At 50.1% G+C, this 22,916-nt stretch carries 20 protein-coding genes; 6 read left to right on the top strand and 14 right to left on the bottom strand.

Going from position 1 to position 22,916, the window contains the following annotated elements; all coding sequences use genetic code 11:
* Positions 1-17: 17 nt before the first annotated feature.
* The 3 genes from H6F93_RS34590 (at position 18) to H6F93_RS08215 (ending at position 2,301) form a co-directional block, all read left to right on the top strand.
* Positions 18-140 carry a hypothetical protein gene (locus tag H6F93_RS34590; RefSeq protein WP_277882834.1) on the top strand — a complete coding sequence of 41 codons (123 nt, stop codon included), beginning with the start codon at positions 18-20 and terminating at the stop codon, positions 138-140.
* Between the two features lie 90 nt (positions 141-230).
* On the top strand, positions 231-626 hold the full coding sequence (locus H6F93_RS08220; protein ID WP_190680035.1) for a CU044_2847 family protein: 396 nt from the start codon (positions 231-233) through the stop codon (positions 624-626).
* Between the two features lie 265 nt (positions 627-891).
* Positions 892-2,301: an amidase gene (locus H6F93_RS08215; RefSeq protein WP_190680034.1), complete on the top strand. Its 1,410-nt coding sequence runs from the start codon at positions 892-894 to the stop codon at positions 2,299-2,301.
* 59 nt (positions 2,302-2,360) lie between these two features.
* Here the strand turns inward: H6F93_RS08215 and ilvC are convergent, their stop codons facing one another.
* From ilvC to H6F93_RS08200, 3 genes are all read right to left on the bottom strand, one after another.
* Positions 2,361-3,356, bottom strand: a complete 996-nt coding sequence (gene ilvC, locus H6F93_RS08210; RefSeq protein ID WP_190641642.1) for a ketol-acid reductoisomerase — start codon at positions 3,354-3,356, stop codon at positions 2,361-2,363.
* 151 nt (positions 3,357-3,507) lie between these two features.
* Positions 3,508-3,840 (bottom strand): hypothetical protein, encoded by a 333-nt coding sequence (locus H6F93_RS08205; protein WP_190680033.1) that lies wholly within the window; start codon positions 3,838-3,840, stop codon positions 3,508-3,510.
* A 175-nt stretch (positions 3,841-4,015) separates the two neighbouring features.
* Entirely contained in the window at positions 4,016-4,945 is a 930-nt protein-coding gene (locus tag H6F93_RS08200) for an SH3 domain-containing protein (protein ID WP_190680032.1), read from the bottom strand.
* A 113-nt stretch (positions 4,946-5,058) separates the two neighbouring features.
* On the opposite strand from H6F93_RS08200, the gene lexA reads away from it, so the two are divergent.
* Entirely contained in the window at positions 5,059-5,688 is a 630-nt protein-coding gene (gene lexA, locus H6F93_RS08195) for a transcriptional repressor LexA (RefSeq protein ID WP_190680031.1), read from the top strand.
* Here the strand turns inward: lexA and H6F93_RS08190 are convergent.
* The 7 genes from H6F93_RS08190 to H6F93_RS08160 form a co-directional block, all read right to left on the bottom strand.
* Positions 5,685-6,584, bottom strand: a complete 900-nt coding sequence (locus H6F93_RS08190; RefSeq protein ID WP_190680030.1) for a DMT family transporter — start codon at positions 6,582-6,584, stop codon at positions 5,685-5,687. The genes lexA and H6F93_RS08190 overlap by 4 nt on opposite strands.
* 80 nt (positions 6,585-6,664) lie before the next feature.
* A complete protein-coding gene (locus H6F93_RS08185) occupies positions 6,665-7,198 on the bottom strand; it encodes a tetratricopeptide repeat protein (protein WP_190641637.1) in 534 nt (177 codons plus the stop codon).
* Positions 7,199-7,301: 103 nt separating this feature from the next.
* Positions 7,302-8,093, bottom strand: a complete 792-nt coding sequence (locus H6F93_RS08180; RefSeq protein ID WP_524537915.1) for a transporter substrate-binding domain-containing protein — start codon at positions 8,091-8,093, stop codon at positions 7,302-7,304.
* 85 nt (positions 8,094-8,178) lie between these two features.
* Positions 8,179-8,547, bottom strand: coding sequence for a 50S ribosomal protein L20 (gene rplT / locus H6F93_RS08175; RefSeq protein ID WP_190641636.1), 369 nt, complete (start codon positions 8,545-8,547; stop codon positions 8,179-8,181).
* A 111-nt stretch (positions 8,548-8,658) separates the two neighbouring features.
* On the bottom strand, positions 8,659-8,856 hold the full coding sequence (rpmI, locus tag H6F93_RS08170) for a 50S ribosomal protein L35 (RefSeq protein WP_190641635.1): 198 nt from the start codon (positions 8,854-8,856) through the stop codon (positions 8,659-8,661).
* An 81-nt stretch (positions 8,857-8,937) separates the two neighbouring features.
* Entirely contained in the window at positions 8,938-9,660 is a 723-nt protein-coding gene (locus tag H6F93_RS08165) for a rhomboid family intramembrane serine protease (protein ID WP_190641634.1), read from the bottom strand.
* A gap of 104 nt (positions 9,661-9,764) precedes the next feature.
* Entirely contained in the window at positions 9,765-11,036 is a 1,272-nt protein-coding gene (locus H6F93_RS08160; protein WP_347277262.1) for a glycosyltransferase family protein, read from the bottom strand.
* Between the two features lie 223 nt (positions 11,037-11,259).
* Here H6F93_RS08160 and H6F93_RS08155 point away from each other — a divergent pair, with 223 nt between their 5' ends.
* Positions 11,260-12,888 carry a RecQ family ATP-dependent DNA helicase gene (locus tag H6F93_RS08155; RefSeq protein WP_190680028.1) on the top strand — a complete coding sequence of 543 codons (1,629 nt, stop codon included), beginning with the start codon at positions 11,260-11,262 and terminating at the stop codon, positions 12,886-12,888.
* A 13-nt stretch (positions 12,889-12,901) separates the two neighbouring features.
* Here the strand turns inward: H6F93_RS08155 and menD are convergent, their stop codons facing one another.
* The 3 genes from menD to H6F93_RS08140 form a co-directional block, all read right to left on the bottom strand.
* Positions 12,902-14,668: a 2-succinyl-5-enolpyruvyl-6-hydroxy-3-cyclohexene-1-carboxylic-acid synthase gene (gene menD, locus H6F93_RS08150; RefSeq protein ID WP_242043352.1), complete on the bottom strand. Its 1,767-nt coding sequence runs from the start codon at positions 14,666-14,668 to the stop codon at positions 12,902-12,904.
* Positions 14,659-18,966, bottom strand: coding sequence for a DUF2157 domain-containing protein (locus tag H6F93_RS08145; RefSeq protein WP_190680027.1), 4,308 nt, complete (start codon positions 18,964-18,966; stop codon positions 14,659-14,661). The genes menD and H6F93_RS08145 overlap by 10 nt, the downstream gene beginning before the upstream one ends.
* Positions 18,967-19,413: 447 nt before the next feature.
* On the bottom strand, positions 19,414-20,082 hold the full coding sequence (locus H6F93_RS08140) for a pentapeptide repeat-containing protein (RefSeq protein WP_190644529.1): 669 nt from the start codon (positions 20,080-20,082) through the stop codon (positions 19,414-19,416).
* 380 nt (positions 20,083-20,462) lie between these two features.
* Here H6F93_RS08140 and H6F93_RS08135 point away from each other — a divergent pair, with 380 nt between their 5' ends.
* Positions 20,463-21,077, top strand: coding sequence for a GIY-YIG nuclease family protein (locus tag H6F93_RS08135; RefSeq protein ID WP_199313559.1), 615 nt, complete (start codon positions 20,463-20,465; stop codon positions 21,075-21,077).
* A gap of 1 nt (position 21,078) precedes the next feature.
* Here H6F93_RS08135 and H6F93_RS08130 read toward each other — a convergent pair whose 3' ends face one another.
* Positions 21,079-22,857 (bottom strand): lipase family protein, encoded by a 1,779-nt coding sequence (locus H6F93_RS08130; RefSeq protein WP_190680026.1) that lies wholly within the window; start codon positions 22,855-22,857, stop codon positions 21,079-21,081.
* Between the last annotated feature and the right edge of the window lie 59 nt (positions 22,858-22,916).

Raw genomic sequence — 22,916 nt, 5'->3', positions numbered from 1 at the left:
GCTGTATTGGATTGTTGTTGCGTTGGCAAGCTACAACTCCCATAGTTACGCCGAATGTAGCTTACCAGAAGGGCGATCGCCAAAACGAAATAGCTGATGTCACGATCGCAGTTCTGACACAGCTGTTTCGCATGGGTTGAAGTGATGGGTGAAATACCGTGTGATGATTCTGCTCACTACCCTAAGCTTGAATCCGGGAATAATCCAGCTAGCGTTTATCTAAAATTCACATGAGCAGACTTCAGGCAATTCAGGTTGACGAAAACACGGTGATTTATGTAGAGGCAACTGAGGAAGTAGAAACGCCTATCACCGTTCCGCAAGAGACTGAGGGAGAAGTGAGACGAGGGGGCGCAAAGGGAGCATTCTCTAAACCGCCAGAGCAGATGGCACGAAGCTTTCAGGCGATCGAGGGCACGATTCGCACATATACATCACATACGCTAAAGGCGTTTAAAGAGTTGGCGATCGCTGAGGTCAAGAAAGTAACTCTGGAGTTTGGTGTAAACGTTACAGGTGTGGGTGGTGTACCCTACATTGCTTCTGGTACGGCTGGCTGCAACATCAAAATCACGGTGGAGTGTGCCTTTCCAGACCCAAAGTCTGATGTCCCACCTGCACCATAGGCTCAAAGTAATTGGATGGAATGGGGCGATCGCCGTGCTGAGGGAGGAGTGCGGCAAGTACTAAAGCGTTGGGTAGAGCAGAGCGAAACCCAACCTACAGGTCTACTGCCTGTAATTTGGTAGGTTGGGTGAAGCGCAGCGCAACCCAACGTTCTAATTTTGACGTGCTAGGAAGTTCTTTAGCCAATTTCCAATGTGGTAGCTTTTAGCGACCGAAGTTTACCATTCGCTGATAAAGTCAGCATCAGGACTCGTGGATAGGATTATGAACCCAGTTGATTTAGCATTTGCCCCTGCACTTGAACAGGCTCGATTGATTCGTAAGAAGGAAGTTTCGCCACTAGAACTGGTGCAGCTTTATCTAGAGCGAATTGAACGGCTAGATTCTCGGATTGGCAGCTATTTCACGGTGATCGCTGATTTGGCGCTAGAGGATGCAAAAGCTAAGACTGAATCGCTGACTGAGGCAGACCCAGAGGAAAAATTCCCGCCTTTCTTTGGTGTGCCCACAGCAATTAAAGACCTGAATGCGCTAGCGGGTGTACCCTGTAGCTACGGTAACCCGATGCTCAAGGATCAGATTGCCACCCATGACGCAGCGGTTGTCAGTCGAATGAAGCAAGCCGGATTTATTATCTTAGGCAAAACAGCGACTTCTGAGGTGGGGTCGCTTCCCTATACGGAGCCGGAAGGGTTCCCGCCGACGCGCAACCCCTGGAATTTGGACTACACGCCAGGAGGGTCAAGTGGTGGAGCAGCAGCAGCGATCGCCAGCGGGTTCTGCTCGATTGCTCAAGGCTCTGATGGGGGTGGCTCAATTCGGGGTCCTGCCTCCTGCTGTAACTTGGTAGGCATCAAACCGTCACGCGGTCGAGTTTCTTATGCGCCTGTAGGCGACTGTCAAAGTGGTATTGCTACTAACGGTCCGCTCGCCCGCACTGTCACTGACGCAGCCGCCTTGCTGGACGTGATGGCAGGCTATGAAACGGGTGACCCTTACTGGCTGCCGACTCCCAGTTCACTATTCATCGAAACCTCACAGCAGGGACTAGCTCAGCCGCTTAAAGTTGCCTTCAGTACGGGAATTCATCCCATTGGGGAAGCTGATCCGGTGGGACAGCAAGCCGTGTTAGAAACAGCTACTCTCATTCAAGAATTAGGTCATACCGTTGAGCAAGCCTGTCCTGATTGCAGCGATTTGATTGAGCCATTTAGCGCGGTTTGGCGGGCAGGTGTTGCTGCGTCAGGTATTCCCGCCGAGGCGCTTGGCTCATTTAACCGCTGGCTGCTGTCTCACAACGACTCTAGCGGTGACTACTTAAGGGCCGTATGGGCAATGCAGACGATCGCCCGTCGCATCATCGCCTTTTTTGAAAACTATGATGTGCTGGTATTGCCTGTTTACCTGCATCCCCCAATTCGCGTCGGCGAATTTGCAAGCTTAACTCCTGAAGAAACGCTCCAGCGAATCATTCACTGGATTGCGCCCTGTCCGCCATTCAACGCGACTGGACAGCCTGCGATCGCCATCCCTGCCACTTTTACTCCAGAAGGCTTACCCGTTGGCGTACAAATCGTAGGTCGTCCCGCTGCCGAAGCTACTATCATTGCTCTGGCAGCTCAGATCGAGTCGGTGAATCGGTGGAGTGAGAAACGTCCAGTGTTAGAGGATTAGGCTCTGATTGAAAGGTTTGATTGTTCGTGCGCGAAAATCAAACCTTTCAATTGGTTTTTCTACACTTTCTTCAGCCAGCTAAACATCGCACGCAAATCCTTACCCACTTCTTCAATGGGGTGTTCAGCTTCGCGGCGACGCATTGCGGTAAAACCAGCTTTGCCAGAGAGATTTTCCAGGACAAACTCGCGGGCAAACTGTCCAGTTTGGATTTCTTTGAGAATTTGACGCATTTCGGCGCGGGTGTCGTCGGTGACGATGCGTGGGCCACGGGTGTAGTCGCCGTATTCAGCGGTGTTGGAGATGCTATCGCGCATTTTGGCTAAGCCGCCTTCAACTACCAGGTCTACGATTAGTTTGACCTCGTGCAGGCATTCAAAATACGCCAGCTCGGGCTGATAGCCAGCTTCAACCAGGGTTTCGAATCCGGCTTTGATCAGGGCACTCAAGCCGCCGCAGAGCACCACCTGTTCGCCAAAGAGGTCAGTTTCGGTTTCTTCGCGAAAGGTAGTTTCCAGGATTCCGGCGCGGGTGCCACCGACACCTTTCGCGTAAGCCATAGCGCGATCGCGAGCCTGTCCCGTTGCGTCCTGATAGATAGCAAACAGACAGGGAACACCTTCTCCCTGCTCATAGGTACGCCGCACTAAGTGTCCGGGGCCTTTGGGGGCGACCATCACTACATCCACATCAGCGGGAGGCACCACTTGAGCAAAGTGAATGTTAAAGCCATGAGCAAATGCCAGCACTTTACCAGCGGTCAGATGTGGCTCAATTTCTTGCTTATAAACCGTTTTTTGCACTTCGTCGGGCAGCAAGATCATAATGAAATCTGCGGCTGCGGCTGCATCTGCAACTGGTTTGACAGTTAGCCCCTCTGCCTCTGCCTTGGCTGCCGAACGGCTCCCTGCATATAGACCGACGATGACGTTAACGCCGCTGTCTTTGAGGTTGAGGGCGTGAGCGTGACCTTGAGAGCCATAACCAATGATGGCAACAGTTTTTCCAGATAAAAGGTCTAAGTTTGCGTCAGCGTCGTAATACATACGAGCCATAGGGTTATCTCCTTTGCGGCAGGCGTGGTGATTTTATGCAGCCTTTAATCTTACCGCAGATTTTGCACGCATACTCAATCGTTGACCTATCTCATGCTTCTCTAGGTGCTGCTGAGCCTACCTGCAGATGAGAATTGCGGCGACAACTTAGTTACATCAACTGATTCTTCCGAACCAGTTGTTTGCTGCGCGCTCTGAGCAATTGACTTTTACCAACGTAAAGACGGCTCTTAGCCCGTAAGATTTGGCTGCGGGTTCTCAAGGTTTGATTGTATTTGTTTAGCTGTCTTCTGGTGGACTCTAAAACATAGTCGTCAGCATCTATGCCAGCGGCGATCCACTGTTGGTACTGGGCGATCAACTCTACAGAAACCACAAACCGCAAAAAGTTGTTTCTTGCAGCCTCTTGTTGATCTACTGTCACAAACTGAATCCAAAACCAGAATAACGCTCTGCCGCTCATGCAGTCAGGAATATGAACCATAGCAATTTCTTGGTGTTGCTTTTACATAATTTATTTGCTATGCAGTCATTTCCGTCTAGCTATAGCGATTGATTTTTAAAAAGCAAAAGGAAGATGTGTCTCCTCCTCCATGACCCTATGCTATTAAACTGCGCATTTACACGATAGGACAACAATAAATAAATTTTAGTTAACTTTAATCAACTATTGTTAGCATTTGCAGTTTCAGAACGCCTTCCACTTCAGCAAATGTAACTCGTGTACCGGTGGGTTGATAAGCATTTTGAGTGGAGACGTAGCCGTTCTGCCCGTCCGGCAAAATCACCGGAATCCAGCCAACGGGGTTGTTGAAGCTAAAGATTTCTGCTTGTGACTGGAAAGGAACCGCCTGAAAGGTTTGGCGATTCAACCGCACAATTTCATTTGAAAGGGTTTGAATCACAGGGCTGTTGATATTGGGCTGGGTGCGAACGCTTACGTCTTGCCCAATTACAACGACGTGTTCTTCGTAAGGAGTGATGCTGGGTTGGTCTAGCTCTAGCTGTTCTGCGAGTGCTGCATCAAAAGCAGACAGTGCAATGGGGCAGAGCCAGGTTTGGTCAGCTTCCCAAACAGGCTGTAAGTTATTTGCTTCAATTACACAGCCGTCTGAAAGGGCTCGCTCCATGTAAAACCAGAAAGGGTCGGTGGGGCTGTCGAGGTTAAAGTTTTCAAATCGAACCAAGTCACCATCGTCTCCAAATAGGGTGTAAGGCGTGATGATACTGCGCATGAAGTCGGCGTTGCGATCGCGCACTGCTTGCTGCACCTGGGACAAAAATTGCGAGAACTCAGGAGATTGCTCTGTTTGATCGGTCAGTAGTAGTTGAGTTCCGTTGAGGTCGCTGGGTGCTGCTTCTGAAGGTGTGGCAGCGGGTGTAATGTTGTCTTCGCTCGCTTCAACCTGAGCCAAATCTTCTGGTTGCGGGCTTGAGGTGAGTGGAATGGCCCAAGCGGCTTGCGTTATTCCCGTTAGCGCGATCGCCCCCGTCAGCAAAATTCTAGTCACACCAGGATGAATCACAGCTGCCTCTTTTTTGAGTAAATTCAGGTCAACAAGCCATTGAGTATTATGCAATTGCCCCATCTTTAGTGAATCACCCCTGCTATAGAAAATGCAGCGAAAATTTCAGATTCAGGCGCATTATCAGTTGAGATCGCAGGTATAGTAGTACAAATGTCCTGGTCTTGCATATTCCTATGGAATCTCTCACCGAAGTTCAGCAGCGTCTTCTAGATTGGCTTGAAGAATATATTTTTCAGCACAGCTACTCTCCCTCGACTCAACAGTTGCGGGAGGCGATCGGCTGGAAATCCGTGTCTGCGGTGCGCTATCACTTGAAAAAGCTGCGAGAAAAAGGATGGTTAGACTGGAGCGGTAGCCATTCTCGTGCCTATCAACTGCTTTCTCCCAAAGTGGGGATGGTGCCAATTTGGGGAACGATTTCAGCCCACAGTTTGACCGAGGTTTTTCCCGATCAGGAAGTTGAACGAATCAACCTTTTCTGTTTTCCGCAATTTAGAAGAATGTCGGTCTACGAAGTCTCTCAATGTTTTGCTTTAAGAGTGCGGGGAGACAGCATGATTGGTGCATTGATTGACAACGGTGATGTCGTCATTATGAAGCCGCCTTCTGACCAAAAAGCAATTAAGAATGGCACAATCGTTGCAGCCAGAGTTGAAGGAAAAACAACTTTAAAGTGCTTTTTTCGCAAGTTAAATACTGTGACGCTGAAACCCGCTAACCCGATGTATCCACCCACCAATGTGAATGTTTCTGTTGTGGATATTCAGGGCGTTTATGTTGGGCTGGTACGGGATTTGATCTAACTGTCAGGACTTTTTTGCGGAGAAGCCCGTAGAACAATGACAGAGGCAATGACCAGCAAGCCGCCAAGAATTTGCTTGACTGACAATGCTTCATTAAGAAAAGCAATGCCTAATAGAACTGTAACGATGGGTTCTAAGGTGGAAAGGATTGCAGCCTGAGAGGTTCCGAGTCGCCGAATTCCTTCAAATATACTAACGATGGGAATGACGGTCGCAATGACGACGATTCCCGTGAGCGTCAGTCCTGATGGCACACTGTAGGGAAAATCCAGCCCACTTCCTAACAAGGTAATACTGATAAATGAAATGCCCGCTCCCGTTGACAGGTAAGCAGTCATGGTGACAGGTGGAACGGCACGAATAACGCGAGCGCTAAAAGTCAGATAGAGGGCATACCAGGCTCCAGATGCGATCGCCAATCCTAATCCCATAGGTGTAGCGCTTGCCCCACTCAAATCAATGGTCAGCAAGCAACCCACAAACGCCAGCATCAGGGCAACGAGCTGGGGAGAACTGGGGCGATCGCCCTCTAGCCACCAGCCCAGTAGGGTGACAAAGGCAGGATAGGTATAAAGCAGCAGCGACGTAATGCCTGCCCCCGCATAGTTGAGGGCCGCAAAAAACAAACCTGACTGAATCGCAAACCCAATTGCCCCCAAAAGCGTAGAGGCGATCGCCTGCTGCACGGGCAATCGCCAATTGCCCCGCCATAGCATCCACATCCACAGCACAACCGCCGCTCCGGCAAATCGCCAAAACAGAGTGCTAGGTAAATCAAGCCCATCTGCGTAGGCAAACTTTCCCAAGATTGGCAGCGTTGCAAACCCACTGGCCGAAAGCATCACCAGTGCAGCCCCAACGGTACTAGAGCGTTGTGCAGATTGATTATGAATCATGGTTAATTGGGGTCATTGGTCAGGCGCTAGCCGCGAGCTGGGATGGGCAGCGAATGACCAACGACTATACCAGACCAGACTTAAGCAGGTGAGGCAATCCGCTTTTTGAGCGCTTCAGCGCGTCGTTTGGCGATCGAATTTTTAGGCTCTCTCTCCAAGGCTGCCTCATAAGCTTCAACTGCCTGGGCAATCAACTGCTTTTTCTCATAAGCAAAGCCCATGTTGTTCAGGGCGGTCACGTATCCTGGGTCTTGCTCTAGCGCATCTTTGTATTGCCGAATTGCCAGGTCATACTGCTCTTGAGCCGCGTAGGTAAACCCCAGCGCATTAAGTACCAGGGCTGCATTCTCTCCCGGTTCCAAATCTTTTGCTTTGAGGGCTTTCTGGAACTGGGCGATCGCCTGTGAATACAGCTTTTTATCGAGAAAAATACTGCCTAACTCGTAATATTCCTGGGCAGTGCCCTTCTCTTTGTTAAGTTTGTTTTGCAATCGTGAGAGCGTGGTTTCAACCCGCCGAGTTTTAAGCACCTGGCGAAACAGCGCTATGCCTGCACCAAACAGCAAAACCACCAGGATGCTGAGATAGACAACTGGAAGAATGCTATCGTCCATAACCTTCCATCAACTGAAAAATCTTTTGTCTTTACTTTCTCAGGGTACAGCAGAAGGATGAGGGATGAGGGGTGAAAAAGAAAACCCATTTATACGGTTTCTTCTACGGCAGTCCCCAGTAAGTAGCGCGTTCCTCTAACCAGCCTTCTTCGTGTAGGCGGGCGATCGCTTCATTTACTCGGCGGCGCAAATCGTCGTACTGTACGCCTCTGGGCATGACGACAGATAATGCTTCGGCTGATAGCAGCGTCGGCAGCAAATGATAATCAGGATTTTCCTGTACCCAACCGCTGAGAACGCTCGCATCGGCGGCGAAAGCGATCGCTTCTCCCGATTCCAGTAGAGGCTGAGCCGCTTCGTAAGATTCAACGCCTGTTATGCGCACCGAAGGAAGGCGCGAGCGCACCACAGAAATGGTGCTGGAGCCGTTGAGGACGGCGATTGTTTGCCCCCGCAGGTCTGCAAACTGCTGCACAGCTGGATCTGGCGTGATTAGAGCAGTGCCATCCAAATAGTAGGGAAGGCTGAAGTCAATAACGCGGGAACGAGAAGCGGTAACGGTGACTCTGGCGATCGCCATGTCAACTTCACCTTGCAGCACCGCTGACAGCCGCTCCTGATTTGCCACGGGTTGTAGCACCACCGCATCCGAACTGCCTAAAAGCTCTTGTGCTAATTGACGAGCCAGGTCAACTTCCAGCCCTGCCAGCTCGCCTGCCTCGTTTCTAAACCCTAGCGGCGGCACATTGTCTTTCACCGCTACGATCAGGTAGCCTCGTTCCTGAATTTCCTCTAGTTCTGCTGCCTCAGCAATCTGAGAAGCCCAAAAATTCCCTGCAATCAGCCCAATGCTCAAGCCAAGACCAAGACTGAGATGAAGAATCGGGTTTCGCACAGTAGAAATCTACCTGGCTTGAGAATGAAATAGGTCTGAAATTGATAGGGGCTTAGCATTGCCAAGCCCCTACAGTGTCTTATTCTTAAGCAGACTTGCGTTGAGTTTGAGCCGCAGCTACCTCAACGACTTTGCCAAAACCTGCTGGATCGAGAATTGCCATTTGTGCCAGCATCTTGCGGTTAATCTGGACATCCGCTTTCTTCAGATTACCGATGAGTTGGCTATAGCTCATGCCGTGCAGTCGAGCGGCTGCGTTGATGCGAGTAATCCACAGCCGACGAAAATCACGCTTACGCTTGCGGCGATCGCGATAGGCATTTCGCAATGCCTTCATTACTTGCTGGTTAGCAGTCCGAAATAGCTTGGAATGGGAGCCGCGAAACCCTTTAGCGAGTTTCAGAATTTTATTGCGGCGTTTACGAGCCACATTCCCGCGCTTAACCCTTGTCATTGTTAGAAATCCTTATCGATATCGATGTACGCGAAATACTTGGGGGCGGTTGTGGGAAGTGAGCTTAAGGATTCAGAGCATTTCTAGCCCTTAGCCCCTAGCTCCTAACCCCTAGAGATAGGGGAGCATCAGTTCAACGTTTTCAGCATCACGCTCGTCAACCAGCGAGATTTTAGAAAGACGGCTTCTGCGCTTTGCGTTCTTGTGCTCAAGCATGTGATTCTTGAATGCTTTCCGACGCATCAGCTTACCGCTGCCGCTGCGCCGAAAACGCTTTGCAGCAGCTTTGCGAGTTTTGAGTTTAGGCATGACTTAGCTTAATTCGACACAGTCTACAATCTTAATACTGATCCGCGTTGCACTGCAAGCATGGATTTTCAAGCAAGGACTTTAACGATAGCGACGGGCTGGGGCTTTGCCTGCATCGCTAAACAAGCCAAACAATGGACCTAGCACTGCACCCACGACAAATCCTCCGGCATGAGCCCAGTAGGCAATGCCGCCGCTTTCCATGCCGATGTTGGTGGGGGCATTGAGGCTAACTAAACCATAAAGCGCCTGCTGCCCAAACCAGATTCCCAGGAAAAAGAGGGCCGGAATGCGAATTGGGTACAGCAAAAAGCCGAGGGGAATCAGCGTTAGCACTTTAGCTTGAGGGAATCTAAGAATGTAAGCTCCCATTACACCTGCGATCGCCCCACTGGCTCCAAGAGAGGGAATGTTAGACCCTTGAGCAAAATACCACTGTGCTAGAGAAGCTAGAATACCGCACAGCAGATAAAAGATAAGGTATTTGACTCGTCCCAACCTCTCTTCAACGTTGTTGCCAAAGATCCACAGGTAAAGCATGTTGCCCCCCAAGTGGAGGAAACCGCCATGCAGAAATTGGGATGTAATCAGTGTGAGCCACTCTGGACCAGTAGCAGAAGTGGCTTGTCCTTGAAAGCTTGCGGTCAGTTCTGCGGGGACGACTGCCCATCCTCGAAAAAATGCTTCTAGCGCAGGTGGCGATAGGCTAGCTTCATAGAAAAAAACCAGGATATTGAGCAGAATCAGCCCGTAGGTTACGTATGGAGTGATTTGTGTTGGATTATCGTCACGTAGAGGAACCACAGGCTTGTCCTGATAGTTTTGTTTAGAATCGTAACTTACCCTGCCTGTTCCAAATCTGTCTTCTGACTTACGGAAGGTTTGATGATCTCCCTTGATTCAGTTCCTCAATCTTGATTCAGTTCCTCAATTACTAAAGCTGCTAGTTTGCTTGCTGCACCCGATGTGCCTCGACTTTGACGCAGGCGATCGCGCATTTGCTCTAACTTCTTAGGATGGGTGAGCAGATCAAGCGCAAGGTCAGCAATTTGCTGGGGCTGAAGTTGTCCGACCAGTTCAGGCACAATGGCTTCCCCTGCCCAAATGTTGGGCCATGCCAACAGTCGAGATTTCCGCAAAAATAGCCAGTTGATCAGTTTGGCGAAAGCGGAACCGACTCCCGGCAGATTAGCCAGCAATCCGGGTAAGCCATCCCAGGCTCGCATTGCATCGAGTTGCTGGGTGGGTAACAACACAATCATGGGCACTGCCAATGAACCCAGTTCTGCTGTGTTGGCTCCTACCGTGGTCAGGCAAAGGCGACATTGGGTCAACAAATCATAAGCAGGCGAATCGGTGTATAGCTCGATCCGTAGTCCATCCGAAGTCTTGAGGAAAGGTTGACCCTGGCTGGTAATTAGTTCAGCCGATACGTTACCCAACTGGTGAATGACCGGGTTTTGCTGAGGGTCAGCAAATCGAGCCAGGGTTTGCAGTTCCAGAGTGGGCGCAACCGGAATGACAAACCGGGTTTGGGGACGGGCAGCGTGCAAGTGACGAGCGATCGCCAATGCTAGCGGTACACCTTGAGCCAGCTTTGCTGCCTTTGACCCAGGTAACATTCCAATTAGCTCTGTCTCTGGGGAGTGTTTTAAAGGTTGATTGTTAATGGACGAAGCGTCTGAAGAATCAACCTTTAAAGCACTTGGGGGGTTGGGGGCTTGGGATAAGATACTCTCTGGCAAAGGTAAATTCCTGACGGTTGCCGTATCTGCCATCAAATCCCCTACAACGGTAAATTTGTCAGCATATTGAGGGGATGCCCGGTCAATTAGCTCCGGTTTCATTACCCCAAAGCGATCGATCCAGCGGTGCCAGCGGGTATCCCATTCTCCATAAATGACGGTGCGGTAGCCTAAGCGTTTGCCAATCACCACCGGGAAGAACTGATCGCCACCCAGAAATACGACCACACCGCGATCGCGCCAGTCCCAGTTTTCGGTAGTTTTGCCCCAGAGCAAAAACGGGAAAAAGTGTTCGGCGGCTTGAATGCGATCGATTTCACGGTAGCGTTGGGCGATCGCCACTTCTCGACCGCTGGCATTAGGACAGGGGGATAAGACTAGTGAGATTCTTACCTCGTCACGTTTACCCAACTGTTGCCGTAACGCGTTCACCACAGGTCGCACCCAGGTTGTTAACTCGCCTGGCCCATTTGAAAGAATCAAAATATCGGCAGTTTCCCTGTTTTTAGCTTCCGTCACGTCTATCCTGAACTCTCTATTGGTGTCTTCAGAATCTCATCTTAAAGCCATATCTCTAGACAGACGGATTGCTACAGCGACACTCGTTACTTTCGTCTATAGCAATTTCTCAAAGGCAATCCGTACAGGAAAGGGAACGATGGCAAGCAAAAAGAATGTTCAGCGAGTGCGGCGGGTTGCCAAGGAGTGGTTTGGCTATGAGACGTTGCGGGGTGGGCAAGAGACGGCAATTCAGGCTTTGCTCAACGGTCACGATACGCTGGCGGTGATGCCAACGGGGTCAGGGAAGTCTGCAATTTATCAGATTGCAGCACTGTTGACTCCGGGTGCAACGGTGGTGATTTCGCCTTTGATTGCGTTGCAACAAGATCAAGTAGATGCAATAGAAGCACAGGATGTGGGCGGTGCGATTCAGGTAAACTCTACGATGAAAGCGAGCGATCGCACTGAAGCCTTTGAAGACCTGGAAAAAGGCGATTTGGAGTTTATGTTTTTGGCTCCAGAACAGTTCAACAATCCAGAAACTTTGGAGAAGCTACAGGCAGTTAAACCTTCTCTATTTGTGGTCGATGAAGCTCACTGTATTAGTGAGTGGGGACATGACTTTCGCCCTGACTATCTGCGGTTAGGCACTCTTGTTGAAGCGTTAGATCATCCACTGGTGTTAGCACTTACTGCAACGGCTGCACCACCCGTGCGAGCAGAGATTGTTGAGCGTTTGGAGATGCGCGATCCGCACATTGTGGTGCAAGGATTCGACCGCCCCAATATTTGGCTAGGAGCATTGCGGTTTGAAGACAAAAGTGAGAAACAGCAGGCACTCATTAAAGCAGTCGTGAAAGCTGAGAAGCCCGGTATCGTCTACGCTGCAACTCGCAAACAGGCAGAAGAAGTTGCGGAGTTACTTCAGGCGCAAAACATTAATGCCATCTTTTACCACGCTGGCATGAAAGCAAAAGATCGGGAAGCAGCACAAATTGCCTTTATGGGAGATGAGGCAGAAGTCATTGTTGCGACGACTGCTTTTGGTATGGGTGTGGATAAGCCAAACGTGCGTTTTGTGTTTCACCACAGTATCAGCGATTCAGTCGATGCTTACTATCAGGAGATTGGTCGGGCAGGGCGGGATGGTGAGTCTGCAAAAGCAATCTTGTTTTATCACCCGGATGATTTGAATCTGCGCCGCTTCTTTGCCAGCAGTGGACAAATTGACCTGGAGCAAGTAGAACAAGTTGCGACTGTGGTTCAAGCGCAGAAGGAACCCATTGATTTGAAGACGCTAAAAACTCAAACTAATCTCTCTAAATCCAAGGTGCAGACGGCCTTGGGACATTTAGAAGCCGTGGATGCGATCGCCATTCTCCCTTCTGGGGAAGTTACTGCAACCGAACCTCTCAATTTAGATCAGGTCGCGGCAGAAGCGATTGAGGTGCAAGAGCGTCATCAACAGTATGAGCGATCGCGGCTAGAAATGATGCGTGGTTACGCCGAAGTACAAGACTGTCGGCGCAAATATATGCTCAACTACTTCGGGGAAGAGTTTGATGCGCCTTGTGGGAAGTGCGATCGCTGCGAAGCCGGAATCACCATTGAAGATGCAAAACAACCCTTTCCACTTAACAGTCGTGTGAAACACCAGTCACTCGGTGAGGGAATGGTGATGCGCTACGAGGGAGACAAAATGGTTATCCTTTTTGACGATGCGGGATACAAAACATTAGGGGTAGATCTGGTGTTAGAGCAAGGATTACTCCGAAGTGTTGAATGATCTCCAAGATGATCTACAGTTCTGCTGCAAACTGCCCCAGATGTTCTTTTCTCCAAGCTGAGTCGATTTTGCGATCGGTTTGCACTTCTAAAACTCGGATACCCGTTTCGGGAAGAAAGCTTAACCGCTGCTGCAACTGTTCCCAGGATTGAATTAGTTCATGTTCAACACCATAGGTGGCACAAAGTTGGCTGAAGTGGATGGACTGGGGAACCGCAAAGAATTCTTCAAAGGGTGGGTCAAATTGGGCGATCGCCAACATCTCAAAAATGCCGCCACCGTCGTTATTGATTAGCACGATGGTGAGATGTCCAATAAACTTACGAGAGATCAAAAAGCCGTTGGTGTCATGCAGCAGCGCCAGATCTCCAGTGAGTAACACGCTGCTCTGGTGACGATGAGCCACTCCTAGAGCAGTGGAAAGCGTTCCGTCAATGCCATTTGCACCTCGGTTAAACCAGGGCTGAATGTGGCGGTTTCCGGGTTGCCAAAACCATTCCACATCTCGCACGGGCATACTGTTGGCGATGAATAAAGGAGTGCCTTCAGGTAAACAGCGCGACAGCAACCAGGCAACTTTTCCTTCAAATAAGGATTCCGTCTGGCTTAAGGTTTTATCCAGAGTTTGTCTGACCTGAGTTTCGGCTGTAAGCCAATGGTCAAGGTAGGAGTTGGGCGGAGTGGATTCCTGGTGTAGTCCTGCGGCAAATTGTTCAACGGAACAGCGTAGATGGGTGGTTCTGCCGTGAGTCGGATCGAGGTTACGATCGCTCTCATCCACGACCCACTGGGTGGGTTGGGTTTTTGCTAACCACTGACGCAATTCTTTACTGGTGGGCATTTCTCCAATGCGAATCACCAGTTCTGGAGTGAGTTTTTCGGCAAACTGCGAATTCCTCAAGATCAGGTCGTAGGTGGAAATTAGGTAGGGGTTGAGGTCGGCGTAGTTTCGCACCGGAGATAGCCCTTCTGCCAGAACGGGAAAGCCCAGGGTCTTAGCGAGGTGGGCGATCGCTTCACAGTAACGTCGGGGTGATTGAGGTTGGGCAATTCCAGCGATCAAGATGCCCTTTGAAGACTGAGGTTTGGGGATTGACGTTTGGGGATTAGGGGTGAGAAGTAAGGGAGTAAGGGCCGCAAAGAAGTTTTTGGGGAACTGAGCTTGAAGCGATTGGGCGGTGGCTTGGGGAAGGGGAGCGAGGGGATCGCGGAAGGGTTGGTTGAGGTGGACGGGTCCGGGGATGGGGTAAAGGGTTTTTTCCCAGGCATACAGGGTCGTTTGGCGGAGGTAGGCGAGGGTGTCTAGCTCCAGCGAGGGGAGAGTGAGCTCGCTGTACCAGTTTGGAAAGGTGCCATAGAGTTTTTGTTGGTCAATAGTTTGACCGGCGTTGCACTCGCGCAGTTCGGGAGGGCGATCGGCAGTGAGAATAAGCAGTGGGATGCGGCTTTCTCTGGCTTCAATCACGGCAGGGTAGAAGTTTGCGCCTGCTGTACCGGAGGTGCAGACCAGGACGACGGGTAGACCGGATTTGCGGGCAATCCCCAAGGCAAAGAAAGCGGCGGAACGCTCATCTAGAATGGCGATCGCCTCAATATCCTGATGTGCTGCAAAGGCTAATGTTAATGGGGTGGAGCGTGATCCCGGACAGATAATTGCTGTTTTGAGTCCCAGTCGGCTGAGCGTTTCCACGAAAACCGATGCCCAAACGGAGTTGGTGTTGCTGAAATTGATTGACATGAAGGGGGGTGGTAGCGGTTTATGACTTGCAGCTACTGCCATCCCTGCAAGTCGGTAAACCAGTTTCTCAATAAGGAGCCAAGCTGACTGCGACGCGTTTCAAAGTTGGCAGCTAGCCAGATGAAGGCGATTCCGACCATTAAGCCAACGATCCACTTTAGCAGCGGGTAGTCAAAGATCAGAATGACCAGTTGGTAAAAAGCATTAACCAGGAAGGTAATTGTTCCGACGTAGAGGAACGCCCGGACGCGCAGGGAAAGTCCTGCGAAAAGTGTCACTAAGCTGATGATACCGGGCAAGATTCCCGTTTGGTGATGAAACAGCAGGGCAAATAGGCAAATGATGCCCGATCCCAGCGTTCGCAAGAGGTGGCGCAGGCGATGCGCGTTTGGGTGCTTTAGGTCTGGGTCAACTTGAGCGACATAAAGAGTAAATAGCCCAACCAGGCTGGGATAGAGCAAGTCAAAGGTGCGCTGAGTGTCAGTTAGCCAGAGGGCGATCGCCCATTCCACTAACAGCAAGCTGAGATACGTCAGGCGAATCTGGTGCTGGGTTTGGGCAAATAAAAGATAACCCGCTGCAGCAATGACTAAACTAAGCGGCTGAATGCTGGCATTGCTCAAGATCAAAGCTGCCAGGGGTAAAACGTAAGCCGATCGCTGCCAGGGTTGCGATCGCCAACCCCACTCCTGCCAGGGCAACAGGTGCAGGATGCAGGCGAAGAGAGTGGCGATCGCCCCACGCCAGGGCAAGATTTGAGCTAGCAGATCGTCGGGTAATAGCGTGAGTCCGTACACCGCAATTCCCACTGCTTCTAAGATGCCTGCGTAAACCCAACCGTCAGCGTCTCTAGGATTGTCCTGAATGCGTCCTTGAGCAAGGGCATAGCGCACAAGGAATATTCCCGTTCCCACTGCTAGCAGATCGTAGGTTGAGACTGGGTGTTGAGTTGCGGCAACCAGAAAAATGCTGCCTAGTGCCCAATGTAGGTGAGCGATTGTTGTTAGCTCGTCTGTATTCAGTCGCAGGAAGGGAATCAGCCACGGGGTCAGAATGCGGTAGACGTAGACGAAACTGGTTGCGAGGGCGGCGAGCGCCACGAGTTGATCCCCAGCTCTGAGTTCAGCAACCTGGTAGAGCAGAATCTCGCAGCCCGAAGCAAACAGACCTGCTAACGCTAGATAGATCAGCGGCTTAAAGGATTCCTTGCGGCGACCTACGCCAATGGCAATCAGCGATAGACCCAGCGTGCTTAAGCCTGTCCAGTCTTCAACAATTCCCCAACGCAGAGTTGCACCTAATGCTCCGTAGACAAGCGGCATGACGTGCCAACTGCTGAGAATTTGACGGTTATCAGAGCGGCGATTCCACCAGTCACCAACCAGTTGGGAGGCTAACCCTAACGCCAGATTGGCGATCGCCAGTGCCGCTATAGAGCGACCCGTTAACCCCAAAATTTCAATCGTTAGAACTTCTAAACCCCAGCCAAAGCCGTAAATTGCCCAATTAGTGGGATTTTGCCAGCCTCGGTAGGCGATCGCCCCCAGTATCACCGCAACGGAGCTAATCGCCAAGACAGAGGCAGGCAAGAGATCCCAATAAACACCGAGCGAGTCAAAGGTGAGGCAGAGTAATTCAATTAGGTAGAGGGCGATCGCCCATCCATCCATTGCTCTGGCGTAAAGCTGGGACAATGGGGTTGAACGGCGCAACAGGACACTCCGCCAGACCCAAAGCACTGTCAGCAGAGTTGCTACCACTAGCAGCCAGTCTCGCGCCGAAAGCTGCGGAAATCCGGGCAATCCTTCTGCTAGGAGCGTTACGACAAACCCTAAGCCAAAGCCAACGGCGATCGCGGCAGCGGCTAGATGACGCAAAGTGCGCGTATGCAGCACCATTAGCCCGGTTGCCAGTCCCAGCCCAACCAGTCGAAGCGTAGGTAGCGGCAGAGTTAGCACCTGAACCAACATTAATGTCCAAACGCCAGCCCAACTTGCCGTTTGGCGATGGGGCGGACGGGTGAGACTGGCAATCCAAGTGAGAGACAGTGGCACTACTAGCCAGAGCATTCCCCACCCTTTTGGACTGACCCCGTGTTGCCCAAAGCTTGTCTCTGCACCCGACAGCAAAAGATTGTTTAACCAGAAGAGTCCAAAGCTCAAAGCTGCCAAGATGAAACCGAATGTCCAAAAACTTTGTCGCCAGAGTGCAGGTGGGTAGGCAGTATGAAGTCGATTGGGGCGGTTTTGCGTCCAGAAGGCGATCGCCCAATTCCTATTTCCTTCCCCACTCCGCCGATTGGTGGTGTGAAGCCCCAAGCTCAGCACCAGTTCACTGACTGACAGCACTAGCAAAATGCCTGCCCAGAAGCCTAGATTCAGCGTCGGTAGAATCCAGTCAACAGCCGACAGAACGGTAGCTAGTCCTCCCAAGTGGATTAGATAAGACAAGGAGCGGTGCGAGGCGAGAAAGGATGGAGGCGTGGATCGGGAGGAGGTAGAGGATAGCGGTTCAGAAGTTGTGCTACCGATGCGGATGAGTTCGCTGACTTTAGCGCTTTGTGGCAAAGAGAGGAGAGCACTGCCTCTGATCCAGCGCTGGTGATTGGCGATCGCTAACGTCGAGGTAGAAAGCGCAAAGGTTATCGTTCTGAGGATGGGGCTAAATAAGCTCAGCAACAGCAGCACTACCCCAAACCCAATGGCAATTTGATCGGCGCAGGCTGTCAAATTTCGCTGCTGTCGGCGGTCTAGCCAATCTGCTGTTACGACCGTTAAGACTAAGTAAGGAAACAGCCCCAGGCAAAGCAGCACATCCGGGTTAGATTGAGTTCCGGTAAGCTGTGTTGCTAGTGTTACAGCTTGCTGCTGCACAACCAATGGCAGCAATCGCCACGCTAGCCAGTGCATCTGCAACCCAATTAGGAACAGGATCACCAGATCGTGGCGGTAGCGAAAACGGTAGAGGCGATCGCCAAAGAACCATAGCCCCAGTCCGCTGACGCCTAGAGCTTGCCAGGGAACTGAGCCAACTGAGACGATCCAGCCTAGCCCCAGTAGAATTCCTCCAGTGGCTTCCCAGGTTGCGGGTTGAAGGGGGAGAGGGGGAGAAGGGAGGGGCGATCGCTGCGGTTGACGGATTTCCTGACGGGCTAGCCATGCCAGCAGGAAGCCGCAAATGCCGACGGCTAAACCTAGCTGCTCAACCTCTACTTCAGCAATAAAGATTGCTCGAATCAGCAAAATTGCCAGGGCATAGATAATTAGCGCTCGATTCAGGCTGAATGGACGGAACGGACGCTCTAGTGAAGTTTCTCGATGACGTTGAAGCAAGGTAATCGCCGCTGTTGCGATCACGCCCGCATAGACGGCAATTAGGGCAAATCCAGGTAACCCCCAGCCCCATTGCAGGTAACTCAGCCCTAGATGATTTACCAATGTCAGTTGAGTCTGCTGGGGGTCCTGACGATTTGCCCGGAAATGGTAGATTGCGAGCGCGGTGAGGGTGAGAGTGGCGATCGCTGCAATTCCTGCTCCCAGCAAGCTTCTCCACAACCCAAAGCTATCCATCGCTAAAAAGTTCACGGGCAGCAACAGCAGACTCACCACCCGTAGCGCCTGAGCCGTTAGCCGTAAGTTTTGCTGCTTTCCTGCCCAAATGCTCGCACCCCAAAAGCCCAGCGTGTAAAACAACAAAATGCCGTACTGTCCCGCTGCCGGGAATCGCTGCCACTGACTAGCTGCCAACACGCCAGAGGAAACCACCACCAAAAACATCCCTAGCAGCAATAGCCACAGGACGCTGAGTTCCGCCATCAGCGAATGCAGCATTTGTGCGACTAGACCAGGCGCAGCAGGTTCAGGTGGCTTTGGGGTAGGGGCGGGTTTTCGCGATTTCACAGGTTGAGGAGGGGCAATCGGCGCAAAATCATCTGCCTCCGCCTTCTGTAAATCGCAGGCAAGATTTGCCTGACCCAACGCCTTAACCTGGGTTTCAGAGAGTAGCCCTAGCTCTAGCAAAACCTCTAACCCCTTAAGCAGATTGGAGTGAGCCAAGCATGAAAGCTTTACCTCAACCTGACCTGACAGCAACCCTAAGCGATGCCATGCGTCTAATCCTTCCAGCAGCTTTTGAGGCGAAATCTGAGTGCTAAAGTCAAGCTGAATGGCTGGCTGAGATAGCTCTGACCGAGTTGGAACTTTCCCTAAAAGGAGCGTCAGCTCGATATCATCAGCAGAAATCAAGTCAAGGCTCAACCAGGTTTCCAGACCTTGCAATAATTCTGCTTGGGCTTGAGTTACTAGTTTTAGCTCAATCAATCGGTCTGGTTGAAACGACATACTCCGACGCTCACCCAAAAGAATATGTATAGCGGAATTGTGGCTATAAACGATCGATTCAATTGCTTGCGGTTTGCAGCGTTTAAATCAATTCCTACGTAAAGCACGTTGTGAAGCGTGAATGGTAGCGTAGCTTCGCCACACTGCTAATCACGCAGCAATTAATACCTGCATCATGCTGGGGAATAGATGTAGCTCACGTCAGTTCAATTCCAAATTGTCAACTGTCACCCGCTTTTCTCACTGTGTCACTCTATTTAGTGTGAGAACCCTGTCCAGACACAAAACTTTGGCGGACGGTTGAGGAATTGTCCTGGTTATTAGCAAGTTATAAAAACGAGGAAAGGTTAGAAAAAAGAAGGCAGGGCTTAGCCCTGCCTTCTTTTTTCTAACTCAAGTAACTAGCACTATATACAAAGAAACACACGAACTGACAGCACACACGATTCACAGCAAACAAACGGGAAGCCTTGCTCCAGCTAGCTTTGCTTGCTCCAGGCAAGCATGGGTCAAGTTTGCTTCACTCAAATCAGCTCCATATAGTTCAGCTTGGCTCAACCGGGTTTCACTCAAATTAGCGCCTCTCAAATTAGCGCCTCTCAAGTTTGCGCCTGTGAGGTCTTGTTGACTGAGGTTTGCCCCCTGGAGGTTGGCTTCTGTAAGATTGACTGACATTAGGTTTGTGCTTCGCAGATCTGCACCTGCCAAGTCAGCATGGCTCAGATCTAATCCACCCAGGTTGGCTCCATACAAGTTGGCGTTTCGTAGCTTTGCCTGTTTAGAAATTGTCTCCGTCAGATCTGCATGGGTTAAATCGGCTGTTTCCAGGGTGATATCCATCAAATCAGCCCGCCCTAAATTAGCACTTTTTAAGTTTGCACCTGTCAAATTTGCATTTCTCAGGTCAGCCGCCCGCAGGTTTGCCCCTTGAAGATTTGCGCCAACGAGTTTTGCCTGTCTAAGAGTTGCTGCACTGAACCTGGCGTTTTGCAGATTTGCGCCGCTTAAATCAATTCCGATCAGGTTTGTCCAGTTTAAGTTTGCTCCGGTTAGGTCGATTTCTCTAAAGTCTCGTCGTCCCTGCAAATACTGCTGCTTGAAGTCTACGATGTCCACTCAGGTGCCTCCTAAGGGTGAATTGTGTTTGGGCTTTTAACATCGAACCTGCGTATCAAATGACCGAGCATTGCTAAGCACTCACTACTTACAGACCAAAACTGACAGGTATTAATGAAGCAAAAACAAGGATGAACTGAGGATTGACCGAGGATAGACCAGCGCTGACTAATGAGTAAATCTACTGTCTGTGTTGCGCGTATTGCGGAGAGTGCAGAGTCAGGATCAATATAGCTTGAGAAAGATTATGCGATTAGAAAGATTTGTGTCGTAAGGAAAAATTTCGTTACAAATAGGAGGGCGATCGCCCCCTCCTAACCCCTATTCCAGATGGGTTTCCTCTACAACATATTTAGCGTAGTGTATGAAGTAAATACGCTATGGATAGAGGTTTAGCCATCGTGAGCGACGATCAGCTTCTGCTTTTTTCTCCAGAAGATCTGCGCGGCTACCGAAGCTTAGGACGACAGGAAGAGTTTTTAGAAATGGACTGTGTTGCTTTGCAATCCTGGAAGCAGCGCATCTTTCAATATCAGCAACAGGTGAAAATCAGCCCTCCGACAGAGCAAGGAACGCTGTTTGATCCGGGACTTACTTCTAGTTCAACCCAGCCTGACCCTGACGGTATTAACCCATTCAACCTGCCGCAACAGAATACAGAATTTTGGCGTTGGAAAGCAGCAGATCAGGGTACGGCAGCTCTCTATTTTGTGATCGATTATGAGCTACCGATTTTGCTCTATGTGGGTGAGACAGTAAAGTCAAATCAACGCTGGAAAGGCGTACACGACTGCAAGCGCTATCTGCTGAATTACCGACAGATTCACTATCAGCATCAACTCACGTCTATGTTAGGTATCGCATTTTGGGCCGAAGCACCCGTAGCAACTCGCCCCCGACAGCGGTTAGAGTCGGCTTTGATTTATAAGTGGCGATCGCCCTTCAACAAAGAAAATTGGGATTTTTGGGCAACCCCATTTGTGGGCGGCAAGTAGCTCACTGGCTACTTATTTCCCTTTCTTCAGATTCAAGCACCTGACGTTCTTTTTCAATTTCCAGGGCTTTTTCGAGATTGCTAATGTAAAACTCTACGCGGTGGTCATTGATTGCATCTAAACCTTGCTTAAATACAGCACGGCTAAACCCAATGAGAGAATCAAACCGCCGATAGAGCCACCCGGGTTGTTTAACTAAACCCCCAAAAGCGTTGAAATAGAACGTTGTCCCCAGGTGAATATAAATATGTGTAGGATTCCAGGGCAAATAAGGCGGCGGTACGCGAGGCACAATGTCATTGTTGTTGACAAATCGAAAAACTTTTCCTTTTAATGCTCGACCAATTTCATTCACAAACACCAAATCTCCCACGCGGGGCTGCCCAAACGTGTAAACACCCTGGATATTCTTCCGTCCTCGTTTGACTAACGAGGATGCGGCAACTGTTGCTAGTGCGCCACCTAAACTATGTCCGGTGATGAAAATTGGGAAATTAGATTTTCGTCCTGCACCCCAAATTTCAAGCTGTTTTAACACACCTTCTTCTACACTCCGCCATGCTGCTTGGAAACCTCGATGTACCTGACCAATCGGTGGAGTCGTATCTTCATCTAAAGGTTCCATACTTGTGGCAATGGCAAACTTTTCAAAGCGTGTTCTGGCGTTTGTTCTCCAATCTTGTATTTCTTGACTGCCGCGAAAAGCGATGATGACATAATCTTTTGTCTTAAACATAAAAGCCTGGGTGTCTCGCTCACGGTTGTTGAGATATTTAAAGTTTTCTAGGTCTTGAATGCCCCATCGGCGGACACAAATTTCTTTGATATAACTCAAATCTGAGTAAACTAAATTGGCCGCTTTGGCTAAGCTGAGCGCAGTTTGAAGATCAAATTCGTGTAAACCTTTTGACAAGTCAGTGAAGTCAAATTCTTTGTAGGGGGTCGGTAAAATGCGATAACCAAACCGCTCAAAGAGTTTGATTACACCTGAAAAACCATATCTATGAATGTAGGTATAAAGCTGATCATAAAATTTGGAAGCGTCCTGACGTTTATATTCCTGGTCGGCAATAAGTCGAATCCAGTAAATCATCCAGGGGCGAATTTCATCAACAGTGAACATGCCTGATTCAACAAAGTAGCCAAAATGCTCAAGCCCATTTAGCATTTTGTTGAACCAGTCTCGCAGCCCGGTTTCAATGTGATATTGCCGCAGCTTTTTTTTGTATCCTTCTAAGGTTTCTTCATCGACGGTACTTCCCTGTTCTGCGGCATTAACTTTTTGCTGAAGCTGATCGATTTCTTTCTGATAAATTCTGCGGTCTTCGTGGGTTCCTAGTGCCCGACAAAGCAGTTCGTTATTGACCCGAAAAACGATTTTGTCTTCTCCGTTTTTAATTTCGTAATCTCGATATTCCTCAAAGTCCAGAATCTTGAGCGCTTTCCAAATGTCTGGATCTTGCTCAAATTCTTTGACAGTTTTACGTAAAAACTCAATTCGGTACCAGCGTTCGTTTTGGTTGTATCGATAGACACCAAAGCCGATCGCGATCGCCCCTCCAATCAATCCAAGCGCGATCAACCACTGAGTAGCGGGGAAGGATAAGCTTGCTAAGTCAGATTCAGGCAGATCAGGCTCTTGGGCGATCGCCACTTCAATAGGCGCATCACTAGGTAAAGGGGTATTAGACACCGCAGAAGCGGCAGGCTGAATCGATGCAAGGGAACTCGTTAAGGATAGTGATGCAACTAGAATCGCAGAAAAAAACTTAACACCCATAGTTCCCTACCCTGAAACAGTTTTTAGATGCTATCAGGGGAAAAGACTTTATCCAGTGT

Source organism: Leptolyngbya sp. FACHB-671 (genome assembly GCF_014695745.1).
GTDB lineage: Bacteria > Cyanobacteriota > Cyanobacteriia > Elainellales > Elainellaceae > JAAUTN01.
This window is presented reverse-complemented; position numbering and strand designations above follow the sequence as displayed.